Origin of the sequence: Nocardiopsis tropica (assembly GCF_042660575.1) — a bacterium.
GTDB classification, from domain to species: Bacteria; Actinomycetota; Actinomycetes; order Streptosporangiales; family Streptosporangiaceae; genus Nocardiopsis; species Nocardiopsis tropica.
Map to the genome: position 1 here is coordinate 121,822 of NZ_JBHSUF010000020.1, position 12,423 is coordinate 134,244.

The 12,423-nt window shown below is 66.8% G+C and carries 12 protein-coding genes; 5 read left to right on the plus strand and 7 right to left on the minus strand.

The window, feature by feature from the left end:
* Positions 1–8: 8 nt before the first annotated feature.
* From ACFQBR_RS26935 to ACFQBR_RS26955, 5 genes are all read right to left on the minus strand, one after another.
* The gene (locus ACFQBR_RS26935) at positions 9–338 is read right to left on the minus strand and encodes a DUF6507 family protein (protein ID WP_267949293.1); all 330 of its coding nucleotides are present in this window, start codon (positions 336–338) and stop codon (positions 9–11) included.
* A gap of 546 nt (positions 339–884) precedes the next feature.
* The gene (locus ACFQBR_RS26940; protein WP_344181582.1) at positions 885–1,184 is read right to left on the minus strand and encodes a hypothetical protein; all 300 of its coding nucleotides are present in this window, start codon (positions 1,182–1,184) and stop codon (positions 885–887) included.
* A gap of 13 nt (positions 1,185–1,197) precedes the next feature.
* Positions 1,198–1,797 carry a hypothetical protein gene (locus tag ACFQBR_RS26945; RefSeq protein ID WP_344181580.1) on the minus strand — a complete coding sequence of 200 codons (600 nt, stop codon included), beginning with the start codon at positions 1,795–1,797 and terminating at the stop codon, positions 1,198–1,200.
* A gap of 73 nt (positions 1,798–1,870) precedes the next feature.
* The gene (locus ACFQBR_RS26950; RefSeq protein WP_344181578.1) at positions 1,871–2,197 is read right to left on the minus strand and encodes a hypothetical protein; all 327 of its coding nucleotides are present in this window, start codon (positions 2,195–2,197) and stop codon (positions 1,871–1,873) included.
* Positions 2,198–2,345: 148 nt separating this feature from the next.
* Positions 2,346–2,852 (minus strand): hypothetical protein, encoded by a 507-nt coding sequence (locus ACFQBR_RS26955; protein ID WP_344181576.1) that lies wholly within the window; start codon positions 2,850–2,852, stop codon positions 2,346–2,348.
* Positions 2,853–3,414: 562 nt separating this feature from the next.
* On the opposite strand from ACFQBR_RS26955, the gene ACFQBR_RS26960 reads away from it, so the two are divergent.
* The 4 genes from ACFQBR_RS26960 to gltX all read left to right on the plus strand — a co-directional run bounded on the left by ACFQBR_RS26960 (position 3,415) and on the right by gltX (position 7,767).
* Positions 3,415–4,227: an alpha/beta fold hydrolase gene (locus ACFQBR_RS26960; RefSeq protein WP_344181642.1), complete on the plus strand. Its 813-nt coding sequence runs from the start codon at positions 3,415–3,417 to the stop codon at positions 4,225–4,227.
* The gene (locus tag ACFQBR_RS26965) at positions 4,224–5,570 is read left to right on the plus strand and encodes a PP2C family protein-serine/threonine phosphatase (RefSeq protein ID WP_344181574.1); all 1,347 of its coding nucleotides are present in this window, start codon (positions 4,224–4,226) and stop codon (positions 5,568–5,570) included. The genes ACFQBR_RS26960 and ACFQBR_RS26965 overlap by 4 nt, the downstream gene beginning before the upstream one ends.
* Positions 5,571–5,646: 76 nt before the next feature.
* Positions 5,647–6,210 carry a maltokinase N-terminal cap-like domain-containing protein gene (locus ACFQBR_RS26970; protein WP_344181572.1) on the plus strand — a complete coding sequence of 188 codons (564 nt, stop codon included), beginning with the start codon at positions 5,647–5,649 and terminating at the stop codon, positions 6,208–6,210.
* 189 nt (positions 6,211–6,399) lie between these two features.
* Positions 6,400–7,767, plus strand: a complete 1,368-nt coding sequence (gltX, locus tag ACFQBR_RS26975; protein WP_378554740.1) for a glutamate--tRNA ligase — start codon at positions 6,400–6,402, stop codon at positions 7,765–7,767.
* A 1,271-nt stretch (positions 7,768–9,038) separates the two neighbouring features.
* On the opposite strand, the gene ACFQBR_RS26980 is transcribed toward gltX, so the two are convergent.
* Positions 9,039–9,941: a sulfatase-like hydrolase/transferase gene (locus ACFQBR_RS26980; protein WP_344181568.1), complete on the minus strand. Its 903-nt coding sequence runs from the start codon at positions 9,939–9,941 to the stop codon at positions 9,039–9,041.
* Between the two features lie 4 nt (positions 9,942–9,945).
* Positions 9,946–11,196, minus strand: coding sequence for a methionine adenosyltransferase (locus ACFQBR_RS26985; protein ID WP_344181566.1), 1,251 nt, complete (start codon positions 11,194–11,196; stop codon positions 9,946–9,948).
* 583 nt (positions 11,197–11,779) lie between these two features.
* Here ACFQBR_RS26985 and ACFQBR_RS26990 point away from each other — a divergent pair.
* A partial coding sequence (locus ACFQBR_RS26990; RefSeq protein ID WP_378554735.1) for a hypothetical protein occupies positions 11,780–12,423 on the plus strand: 644 nt, incomplete at its 3' end.

A 12,423-nucleotide genomic window follows, 5' to 3' on the forward strand; every position in this document is an offset into this window, starting at 1 on the left:
GAGCGTCCCTACGCGATCTCTCCCGCGTTGGCCTGGGCGTCCGCGGCCATCTGCAGGTTGCCGTTGACATAGTGCAAGGTGGCATCGCTAGCGCCCCCGACCGCACTGGCGCTCTTTTCGACCATGCCGCCGACCTCGTCGAAGTAGTGCTCGGCGAACTCGGAGAGGGCTACCCCGATCGGGTCGCTGTTGGCCGCGCTGTTGGCCTCGTTCAGATGCGTTTCCATCGAATTCAAGTGCGAGGTGAGCCCTTGGCTTCCCTCTTCGTCGCCTATGTGTCCGGAGACGCCTGAGAGGACGCCGAAAACCTCTCCGGTCTGGATGTTCCAGGCTGACACGTGGGTCTCCCCTCTGTCTCGGGGCGTGGGGGGCGGGGTGGTATTTCTGGTGGCGATGCAGACTCTATTGCCATGGTTTCGCCCCGTGCATCACTGTTTCCGCGTCGTCAGAGGTCAAGCGGACGATCGGTGGCCGATTCCGGCCAGTACTGCTTCGGCAGGGCACAGGAGAGGGGCCGGCCCGTACCCAACTGTGTCGATCCCATGCGCTTCGGAAGGCATGGGCATTCCAGCACGATCATGGCCGACCAAGTGTCGGACCAGGCCTCGACCACCTTCGTTCGCCATTGCACGGGCAACCCACCGAAGGCACCCGATCCCCGTATTGCCATACAGACGGAAGAGGGACCTGCTGACAGGGTGTTTGCCGCAGAGAGCTCGGTTCGCGCGCAGGACCGGCGGAGGGCACACCGGAAGCTCACAGCGGACCGACCATCTGCCGAATGGTCGAAGGTTTCCTTGACAGTCCTGTGAGCGCAGGGATTCTGCGTTCTCGACGGATCGACCGTGACAGGCTTGAAGCCGAGCACCGCCCCCGCGCCACTTCTACGGGGTGTCCTCCCCTCCCGGGCCGGTTTCGGTTCCGCGTGCCTCCACCCACCACGGTTGGGCGGGCAGGTCGTCGGCGATCCCTTCGGCGAGCAGGCGGTCGGCCTCGGAGGACAGCGCGAGCCTCTGTGCCGCTTGGACGGCCGCGACCATGTGTCCCGATCCGTCGCGGAGCTGGACGACCGCGCCGCCGGCGACGGCACGGACCTGTAGCTCCGGTCCCGCCTGGACCAGGGCCCGGGTCATGCCGCGCAGGGTGGGTGCCCTCTCGAGCAGGGCGACCACGTCATGTGTCATGGGGTTCCTCGGATCAGAGACGCTCGGTCACGTCGAGTCCTGTGATCTTCGAGCCGCCGCGCGGTGCGGCCACACCGTAGTGGAAAGCCGTGCCGAAATAGGTGGGTTCTCCCTTTTCGGTCTCGCTTCCGAGCCTTTTTTCGAGGGCTCTCAAAGCCTGCGCCAGTCGGGGGGCATTGCCGTTATGGACCTCGGGATGCGGGCGTCCGAAGAAATCGTTCTCCGCCCAGATGTCGTGGTGAACGCTCAGCTCGACCATGGTGTCCTCGGTAGCGACGTCGACGGAGACACTCACGAGTTCGGGTTCGCCTCTCCTGCTTCCGTCGGGCGCGATCCAGTTTCCGGGGCCGAGAAGAAGCAGAGTCTCCGGGTAGGCCTCCGGTCGGCTTACGGGTTGGGAGCCACGAACCCTGTCTGCCAGAGCGGCGGCGGTGAGCTCTCGACAGTGAAGGATCCGGGATCGGTAACCGGTGTGGCCGGTACCGAACTGGAACCAGTCCACGTCGACACTGTCGAGGTACAGCAGATCGCTGTCCTGGAGAACCTGTGCTATCGACAGCGCGGCAGTGCAGCCCACCTCCAGTGCATTCGAACCCTCATCGTGCTCGACCACCCACGTCCACGTGGCTGTGGCCTTCGGGGACCTCGTTAACAGGGCCATGGTTTTCCGGGGAACGGTCGGGAAGTTATAAGTCTTCCTCTTCCTCGCGCGAAGGCGTGGTAGGGCGTTCTATGATTGGCACGTCGTTCTCGTCGAACCCCAGGGCCAGGCGCCACGGTGTGACTTCCGAGAGGCGTCCGAAAAATGAACGCGCGTTTTCCTTTGTGTTTTCCCGGGAAGTTCCGTAAACATCCATGGCCGTATAGAATCCTGGGTATATATCGATTTCCTCTATGTCCAGCACTAGATTGTCGATTCGCGCCTCGGTGGCGCCGGTGTTGCGGCCCGGGGAGACGGAGGCATCGATTCGGCGCATGAGGGAAACGACTTCTTTCGGTGTCGCGGAGATCATGATCGTTTCTGAGTATGCCATTGCTCGGCCCTGACGTCGGAGGTCCGGTACCGTTTCCCGCACCGTCTGATGAATTCTGGCCACCGGTGCTCTCGGGTGGAACCATTATGCAGGTTGTTTTCCGGGTGGAACTGCCGGGTGCCAGGACTCACCGGTCCAAGAGATCCAATGATTCTGCATCGATGGATGTCTTTGCTTTGTCGGACCGATGGCTCGCGGGGGATCCTCGCTCCATGGCCGCGTAGTCTACTTGAATCATTCCGGTGGTGTCGATGCCGAAGCCTCCTCCGCGCTCATAGAATATGACCAGCGGCTCGAACATGTCCGGCAAATCTGGCAGGGATTCTCCCGAGTCGCGCAGTGCGCTGAAATGAAGCGCCCAGACGCAGGTGTCCATGACCAAGGGGAACTGATGGATTATCTCCTCCTTCTCGATGATTACGGAAACGAGTTCCTCGCCGGCTCGCACATTCGGGTTGGCCAGTGCGGCCGCATCGAAAAAGGGCCATTGCTCGGCGCGGAGCTGGTGCGACCACAGGGCTGCGCGCCGAAGATACTCCTTCATCAGGGCGACTCGGGACCGTGTGTGGTTGAAGCCTCCGTGCCAATTGGCGCGGATCAGGCGTTCGGTCAGTGCGGAGGCGTGGTCGTTCAAAGCGGTTCCTCGAATTCCATGGAAATATTCATGATGTCGTCCATGTCGGAGAGAACATCGGCGATCTCGAAGAGTGGTTCCATCATCCCGTGACTCCTTCAGGGCCTGAAGGCGGCTCTGTTGTCCTCGGGGGAGGCATGTCGTGGGCGCCGTGCTGATCGGGGTGGGGGAGTGGGCCTCACCGTCCCACGATGCCCTCCTTCAAGGGTCACGTGGTCCCAGGATCCAGAAATCCGACTCCGAAAAACGCAGGACACACCAAGAGCCTCCATCACACCCGGCACGAAACACCGAGCACCGTACCCGGACTCCTGCGCCGAACGAGCCGGTGGTCGCGACCTGCTCGGTCGGCAGAGATGGCGCGGGCGGCGGGTGCCGCAGCGCCGGACGGACAACGACCCGCGAGCGATGCCGGCCAGGAAGCACACCGGCCCCGGACACGGCGCCGACCGGGGAAACCGCTCACCCCGAGAGCCTGAAACGCGAGGTTTGACACCGAATATGGTCTGATGGGATCAGATATCTTTTTCGGTGGACTGGACCAGGTGAAGGGGTGTCCGGGGTGGACGTCCTCCGCAGGAACAACGTGACGATCACCGGGACGGACGAGGTGCCCACGGTGGTCCTCGCCCACGGGTTCGGCTGCGACCAGAACTTGTGGCGCCTGGTGGCGCCGGCCCTCGCCGAGCGGTACCGGGTGGTGCTCTTCGACTACGTCGGCTCCGGTGGGTCGGACCTGGCCTCCTGGAGCGAGGAGAGGTACTCCTCACTGGAGGGCTACGCCCAGGACGTGGTGGAGCTGAGCCGGGCGCTGGACCTCGAAGGAGCCGTGTTCGTGGGCCACTCGGTCAGTGCCATGGTCGGCGTCCTGGCCGCTCAGGCGGTGCCGGAGCGCATCGGCGCCCTGGTGATGGTGACCCCCTCGCCCCGCTACATCGACGACGAGGGCTACCGCGGCGGCTTCAGCACACAGGACATCCACGAACTGCTGGCCTCCCTGGAGTCCAACTACCTGGGCTGGTCGTCGGCCATGGCGCCGATGATCATGGGCAACCCCGAGCGGCCCGAGCTGGGACAGGAGCTGACCGACAGCTTCTGCGCCACCGACCCCGACATCGCCCGGGTCTTCGCCCGTACCACCTTCCTGTCCGACAACCGCGCGGACCTGAAGGGCGTGGAGGTCCCGACCCTGGTCCTGGAGTGCTCCCAGGACCTCATCGCCCCCCGCGGGGTCGGCGCCTTCGTCCACGAGTCGATCCCCTCCTCCCGGCTGGTCACGCTGGAGGCCACCGGCCACTGCCCGCAGCTGAGCGCACCGCAGGCCACGGCGGAGGCGATCCTGGGCTTCCTGGACACCCTGCGGCGCACGGCGTGAACGGGGAACCCGAACCGTCCGACAGGAGCGGTCGCCCCGACCCGGCCGTCGGCGCACTGCTGGAGCAGGGCGCGGAGGAGCTCTACGAGTTCGCGCCCTGCGGGTACCTGTCGACGCTCATGGACGGCACGATCGTCCGGATCAACGCCACGCTGCTGGAGTGGCTCGGCCTGGAACGCGACGCCGTGGTGGACCGGATGCGCTTCAGCGACCTCCTCACCGTGGGCGGCAGGCTCTACCACGAGACGCACTTCGCGCCGCTGCTGTACATGCGGGGCCAGGTCAGCGGTATCGCCCTGGAGATGAGAGCCGCCGGGGGCGCCCGCCTCCCCGTGCTCGTCTCCTCCGCCGTCAAGCACGACAGCGCGGGTGAACCGCTGCTGATCCATACCAACGTCTTCGACGCCACCGAACGCCGCGCCTACGAGGAGGAGCTGCTGCACCGGCGCAGGGAGGCGGACCGGGCCCGCGCCGAGGCCGAGCGGCTCCAGGCCGAAGCCGAACGGGCCCGTGCCGAGGCCGACCGGGCGCACCGGCAGGCCGACATCGACCGGGCCCGCCTGAAGGACGCGCTCACGGTCCTGCGGAAGGCCCTCCTGCCCGACAGCCTGCCCGCCGTGCCGGGCATGGAAGCGGCCTCCTACTACCACCCGGCCTCCCCCGACCAGCTGGGCGGCGACTTCTACGACCTCCTCCGCCTGGACGACACCCGCTGGGTGTTCTTCCTCGGCGACGTGCGCGGCAAGGGCCCCGAGGCCGCGACCCTGACCTCCCGTGTCCGGTACGCCCTGCGCGCCGCCGCCCTGCACACCTCGGAGCCCGCCGAGGCCCTGGACACGCTGAACACCGTCCTCCTGGAGGGGCACGCCCACGACGACGAGGCCCGCCACTGCACCGTCGTCCTCGGCATCCTCGAACCCGGCGGCGACGGAGGACCCGCCCGGGTCCGACTGGCCTCGGGCGGCCACCCGCCGGCCCTGGTCCTGCGCGCCGACGGCCGGGTCGACCTCCTGGACACCCCCGGAGGGATGCTCGTCGGCGTGCTGTCCGGCGCCGAATTCGCCACGGCCGAGACCGTCCTGGCCCCCGGCGACACCCTCCTGCTCTACACCGACGGCCTGACCGAGGCACGCACGGGACCCCGGCGCGACACCCTGTACGGCGAGGACGGCCTGCTCGCCTTCGCCGCCGAACACGCCCCCTCCAGCCCCTCCAAGGCGATCAACGCCCTGAGCGACCTGCTCTGGAGCTTCGGTGAGGGGCTCGACGACGACACCGCGCTGCTCGCGCTTGGGGTGCCCGCTGTCCCGGGGGCTGCTTCCGGGAGGGCGGACGCCGGGTGAGAGCCCACCGGGGGCCGCGCCGTCGCGGGCGGACCCGTGCCGGCTGTTCCCGAGCCGCTGCCGGATACTGGTGCCCATGGCGATCATTCACAGTGCGACCCTCACACCGAGCAAACCGGCCCTGATCGGGGCCTGGTTGGACGGCCGACCGTGGGCGGGACAGGGGCCCGACGAGGTGCTGGGCGCGTACAGGTTCGACGACCCGGAGGGCGAGGTCGGGGTGGAGGCGTTCCTGGTCCGGCGCGGGGACCGCCTGCTCCACGTGCCGCTGACCTACCGGGGCGCGCCCCTCGCCGGTCACGAGGAGCACCTCGTCGGCACCCTGGAGCACTCCGTCCTCGGACCGCGCTGGGTCTACGACGGAACCCGGGACGGGGTGGCGCTCGCGTGCTTCCGGAGGGCGCTGGCGGGCGAGCAGGACCAGGCGGAACTGGAGATCCACGAGGGCGGCCGTGTCGTGGGGCGCAGGGCCCAGCAGGTCGTGGTGTCCAGGGAAGCCGAGGAGGGGGACGCCGGCGCCGGCGCGGCCCAGGGCGGGCAGGTCCTGATCCCGCACGTGCTGGACGCCGAGGCCGAGGGCAGGTCGCGACTCCGCGCCCGGTGCGGGGACCTGCAGGTGGTGGTCGCAGTTCTGACCTAGCCCGCGGTCCCTCCTGGCCCAGGTCGGCTCAGGGCATCCGTCGCCGGCTCCTGAGGCGGAGGAGTGGCACGCCGGTTCCACCCCCCTGCCGGATGTCTTATCCGGCACGGTACAGAAGGCGATCACGCTAGGCTCGGTGGGGTGACTGACACCTCGATTCGTACCAGGTTCGCACCGTCTCCGACCGGCATGTTCCACGTGGGCAACGCCCGGTCCCTGCTGCTGAACTGGGTGGTCGCGCGACAATCCGGAGGCACGATGGTGCTACGGATCGAGGACACCGACGCAGCTCGCTCCCGCCCCGAATGGACCGAGGGCATCCTGGCCGCGATGGCTTGGCTGGGCGTGGACTCCTCCCAGTACGAGGGCCCCTACTCCCAGACCGACTACGCCGACCAGCACACCGAGGCCGCCCAGCGCCTGCTCAAGGAAGGGCTGGCCTACTACTGCGACTGCACCCGCGAGGAGGTCCAGACCCGACGGGACAACCCCAACCTGGGCTACGACGGATTCTGCCGTGACCGCGGCCTGGAGGCCGGGCCCGGACGTGCGCTGCGCTTTCGGATTCCCGAGGGCGGACCCACGGTTGTGGAGGACCGGATCCGGGGCCGGGTGGAGTTCCCGCACGAGGCCCTGGAGGACTTCGTCATCGCCCGCGCCGACGGTACTGCGCTGTTCGTACTGGCGAACGTGGTGGACGACGTCGAGATGGGCATCACGCACGTCATCCGGGGTGAGGAGCACCTGTCCAACGCTCCCAAGCAGCAGTTGCTGTGGGAGGCGCTGGGGCACACCCCGCCGGTGTGGGCGCACGCTCCAGTACTGGTGAACGAGCAGCGTCAGAAGCTGTCCAAGCGCCGGGACAAGGTCGCCATGGAGTCCTACCAGGCCGAGGGCTACTTGCCCGAGGCCATGGTCAACTACCTGATGCTGCTGGGGTGGGCGCCGGGCGATGACCGCGAGATCATGCCCATCGGGGAGATGATCCCGCTCTTCGATCTGGCCGACGTCAACTCCTCGCCGGCGTTCTTCGACGAGAAGAAGCTGCGGGCCTTCAACGGCGACTACATCCGCGCCCTGGACGCGGACGAGTTCGTCGAACGCTGCGCCCCCTACCTGGAGGGCGAGGAGGTGCCGTGGCGAAGTGAGGACTTCGATGCGGATGTGTTCGCCAAGATCGCCCCGCTGGCGCAGAGTCGGGTGGCGGTGCTCAGCGAGATCGTGCCCAACGTCGACTTCCTGTTCCTGGGTACACCTGTCTTCGATGACAAGAGTTGGACCAAGGCCATGAAGCCCGGGATCGGCGAGGAGATGCTCACCGCCTCGATCGCCGCCTTCTCCGACGAGAGCCTGACCTGGGACGCCGAAACCTTGAAGGGGGCCCTTGAGCAGGCCGGGGCCGCCCAAGGGCTCAAGCTCGGCAAGGCTCAGGCTCCGGTGCGGGTCGCGGTCACCGGCCGCACGGTCGGACTCCCGCTGTTCGAGTCACTGGAACTGCTGGGCCGCGAGCGCACACTGGAGCGCCTTCGCGCGGCGCTGGAGCGGCTCAACGCCTGACGGGCCGAGGTCAGCCGCGAGGCCACCAGTTCCGAAGGAAGAACCTCCAGGAGTTCTGACGCTGCGGGCCCGTCCCGCTGTCCGGTGAGCACCCAGCGCACCGGATGCGGAGGCGGGCCCTTCGCCATGTCGCGTGACCATGCGTCCAGCCACCACCACGCCTCCTCCGCCTGGTCGGGAGGCGGTTCATGGTTGATCTCGATGTCGGTGAGTGCCCGGCACAGCCGGACCTGTTGGGACAGCGGCCGCGGGTAGCACCGGGTGATCCACGCGGTGACGCGCGAGGATGCCCCCGGACAGCGGTCATCCAGTTCCTGTTCGGCCACCTCTGGAGCCAGGGCGACGGACACCTTCCGGTCCAGAGACCGTAGACGTCGTTCATCCAGAAGGCTGTCCCCGTGGTGGGGAAGAACCGTACGGATCTGATCCACCAGTTCGGAGAAGCCGACCGGCCGAGTAGTTGGCCGAGACTGGTGCAGGTACGGCTCAGCGAGGAAGTACCGCAGCGTCGAGGGCCTGACGCCCTGTTCGAGCAGGTCTGAGATGCGAGGTACTACAGACTCCGGCTCCAGCAGTTTGGGCAGGAACAGGTGCACTGGAGGGCGCCTTCCCCCGTTGAGGGCCCAGTACAGGCGGACTTGTACGGGTGTGGCGTCGCGTTTGTCGGTGCCTCGGACGATCAGGGTCGTGCGCTGTTCGATGTCGTCCACTACCGTGGCCAGATGCCACAGGGCCCGCCCGTCACCGCGCATGAGCGGAACCGTCTCCTGCGCTGGGTCGAGGGCCGTGGTCGTGTTCACGGCCACCGAGGTGGTCAAGGCCTTGGGGCAGACGCCCTGTTCGGCCATGAGCCGATCCACGGCGGCCACATCAAGGCAGGGAAGTCCTCGCCGCGTCACCAGGAGACCTCGGGCGTCTAGCCGCCGTAGGGCCTGTTGGTACCGGTCGCCTCGCTGGCTCTGGCGGAAGACGTGCTGCTCGTCCGCGACCGGTATCTGAGCCACCCGCGTGAGCTCTCGGAGAAGCCGTGATCGGTATTCGTCGCGGCTGCGCAGGCTGTCGCTGTCGTCCCACCGAACCGCCACCCGTGTACGGACACCGAGATGCTGTGCGACCCGGTGGGCCAAAAGCGCGGTGAGTAGATGGGTTCGAAGGACGCCGGCGCGGAAGGACTCGTGGTTGGGGGAGATGCCCAGCCGTGTCCGGACTCCTTCGGAGGAAGTCGCGGTGATCGCGGGATGCGTGAACCAGGGTTGGAGGTTGGCCATGGGTCAGTCCCTGTCCAATACGCCGCACCACAGGGGCACTGTGGCGACCGTCGGGTGCGGGTGTGCGTGGCCGAACCTGTCGCCCTCTCCGAACTCCTCGCCGTGGTCGGCGCAGACCACCACCAAGGGGCGTCGTGTGCTCAGCCGTGAGAACAGGTCGCTCAAGCGGGTGTCGGCCCATTCCAGGGCGAGCCTCTGCATGTCCAGGAGTACTCCGATGTCTTCAGCGGTCAGGAGGTCATCGTCGGAGGCGTTCTGCTGGGAGTCGTGCAGCTGGTAGAGGCGTCGGAGAAGTCCTCTGTTCCGTTCGGTGAGGGGGCTGAACGGGGTCGTGTAGGGGATGTGCGTGCTGGAGCAGTTGACGAACAGGAAGAACCGTTCGGCCTCCAGGCACAGGTCGGCGAGCATGCGGGTGTGGAACAACGGCAGAATCTCACTGCGATCGGCGACACGAGCTTGTGGTGTTGCCTGAAAGCGAGAGGGGCGGCCGAAGTAGTGGAACTCAGGGAACAGCGTGGGCAGGCCGTTGGCCGGATCCGAGGAGTCGAAGAAGGTGACACCGCCGGCGCCCACTACCCGATAGCCCTTCCTGCTGTAGTGCGCCATCAGTGTGGGGCCGTCGAAGGGGACGGCGGCATGGCACTTCGAGGGCCGGGCCGCCGCCGATCGCCAGATCGCGTCTATGCTCCGTCCGCCGAGTGTGAGGGGCCCTGAGAGCGGTCGGGGCAGGAAGCCGTTGAACAACGCGGCGTGGGCGGGGAGTGTGTAGGTCCCTGGACTCTCGGCCTGGTGCAGCGGGCCGAGTTTCGCCAGGTTCGGGGTGTGCGTGCTCGCCGCGACGTCGTAGCGGCACGAGTCCAGGGTGACCAGGATGACGCTGCGCCCGGCCAGGTCGATGTTCGCCACCGGCTCACACCTCCAGTACCAGCGAGGGGTCGCGGAAGCGATCCATCGGGGAGAGGGCGAGCAGGCGTTCGGAGAGCAGAGGAAGTTCGGCCAGTGTCGCCGCGGTCAACTCCTCGACAACGCTGTGGTCGAGGCGGTTGCCTCGCTGTGCCAGCCGAACTCCTACGAACGACGGGTCGTCCAGGCGGTCGCCGTTGCGCGACACGAGCACGACCTCGTTGGATATGCCGAGCTTGGCGTGGATGCGGTCCGCCAGACGTGCGGCGGCCAGCGTGTACAGCTTGCCCGTGTGGTGCACCGGGTTCTTGCCGGCCAAGGCCTCCACGCCAGCGCCGCCGCTTGCGGAGATCACGCCGTTGGCCTTGTTGCCGCGCCCGACGAGTCCGCAGTCGCCCTTGCCCAGAGATGTGCCGAACGGTGCCAGATAGGCACCTCTGTCATGATCCTTGGTGTTGAAGCTCAGCCGCGTGAGCCATGGACGTTGTCGTACGACCGGGTGTTCGTTGACGAAAGCGTCGAGATGGTTGTCCGCCTCGGATATCAGGGCCGTGTACTCACGGTGCGAGCCGACCGCTTCGGGATACACCGGAAGGCAGATCGTCGCCTCCAGCACGTTCGCCGCCCTGGCCAGCATCACCTTGACGTCGGAGCCCAGCCCGTTGAACGCATTCCTGAATGAAGGGCTGTTGATGTGGTTCTCCACATCGATCGCCAGGATGTCCAGGGGGTCGGCGGGGGAGTAAGCGCTACAGAAGGCCGTGTCGTTGGCCAGCGCGCTCCCACGGGACACTCGGCATTCGTCAGCAGCGGAGGGCCGGTAGAACGAGGCCGGATGGTCGGTTCCCACGCCTGCGGTGTTCTCGACGAAGGTGCGCACAGAACGAATGATCTGGTCGCTGCCGGTTGCCTCTGCCAGCACGTTCTCGACTGCTGTCCGGAACAGGTTCTCGATGGGGAGGGGTTCGGTGCCTACCGCACGCGTCACCTTGCCGAACAGGTAGGCGCTGATGGGCTTGCGAATCGTGTAGCCGCCGAAGTCGACCTCCGCCTCAGCGCCTATCAGGGCCACCTTGTCCACCCAGTGGTTCGGGACCGCTCCGAAGCGTTCGAGCCCGTGAAGCGAGTAGCGGCGGGAGAACTCCTCCGCGATGAGGTCGGCGAGCGAGTCCGGGTGGCCGATGCCCTTGCGTTCGACCACGTTGAAGCCGCGATTCATGCCGTCGGGTTGATGCTGCCCGTGGAGGGTGATGAACATGTTCTCTCCTCTTCATGGCTGCAAGTTCGAGGAATTCCAAGGTCAGATACTCATGCTCTTCGCGAAGGACTGGGATGACTTATCCCGGTCCATGTGTTGCTGGACCGCAGTGAGAAGGGCTTCTTAGGTCTTACGCGTTTGTGTGAATTGATGACACACCACAGCCTGGCTCCGACACGCTTACCCGCCAACGACCCTCTGCTGTACTTCCGTTGCACTTATGTCGCCCGTCCGCGTGAACCGTGCTTCCATGGTTTCCGGAAAGGGGGCACACATGAGAGTCGTGCACCGCTGGACCGGTTTGGAGGCTCGGTCTCTGCGCTTGGCGATGAGGATGAGTGTCCGCGCGTTCGCGGAGCATCTCGGTGTCGGTGCCCGAACAGTCTCCAAATGGGAGAAACTCCTGACGGCGACGGTGCCCCGCCCTGACACCCAGGCCATCTTGGACACCGTTCTCGCGCGAGCGGACGACGCGGCCTGTCTGCGTTTCGATGCGAACGAGTCCCAGGCTGCGCAGCCGCTAGTGGAGACGGGGCGGCCCCGGTCGGCGATCGGTACACGGGGCGATCAATACGAGTCGTGGGTGGACGACCTGGACCGTGTCGTCATAGCCCTGTCCCGGCAGGACTTCGCGTTCGCCGAGGCCCTTCTGGGGCGCTGGTTCTCCCGATTCCTCCCCGGGGAGTTGGACGACAGGGGCCGTTACTTGTTGGCTCGCTCCACGACTCTGCTCGGGGACATCCGGCGGGACCAGGGTGCCGTGACAGGGCCGCTCTCGGCCCAGCGTTCCTACTCCGAAGCTCGAGCACTCTTCAGCCAGCTCGGCATCCCGCGCCGTGTCGGCCGCCTCGACCTGGCCCTCGCGGTGGTCGCGGAGATGTCCGGCGAGCTGGATGCGGCTGCCCGCCGGTACGAGACCCTGGCTGAGGACGAGAGGCTCGACCACCGTGATCGGGCCCGTGCCCGCCTGTGGGTGGGCACCGCGCTGAGCAAACTCGGCGAGTACGGCCACGCCACGTATGTCATCCAGGCCGCGATCCGGGAATTCGAGGACCTGGCCGAGCCGGGCGACTGGTCAGGAGCCCACCAGAAACTCGCTCTGGCGCATCGGGGCACAGGTGAGTTCGATCGGGCCCTGGACTGCATCGACATCTCACGTGACAGCGGTACCACGGACACCCCTATGGCCCAGGTCCGCGTGGACACTGCCCAAGGCCACATATTGCT

What these genes read in the sequence shown, in the direction of transcription:
- ACFQBR_RS26985 (WP_344181566.1), bottom strand. Translation starts at nt 11,196, where the DNA reads ATGTTCATCACCCTCCACGGGCAGCATCAACCCGACGGCATGAATCGC.
- ACFQBR_RS26970 (WP_344181572.1), top strand. Translation starts at nt 5,647, where the DNA reads ATGGCGATCATTCACAGTGCGACCCTCACACCGAGCAAACCGGCCCTG.
- gltX (WP_378554740.1), top strand. Translation starts at nt 6,400, where the DNA reads ATGTTCCACGTGGGCAACGCCCGGTCCCTGCTGCTGAACTGGGTGGTC.
- ACFQBR_RS26940 (WP_344181582.1), bottom strand. Translation starts at nt 1,184, where the DNA reads ATGACACATGACGTGGTCGCCCTGCTCGAGAGGGCACCCACCCTGCGC.
- ACFQBR_RS26950 (WP_344181578.1), bottom strand. Translation starts at nt 2,197, where the DNA reads ATGATCTCCGCGACACCGAAAGAAGTCGTTTCCCTCATGCGCCGAATC.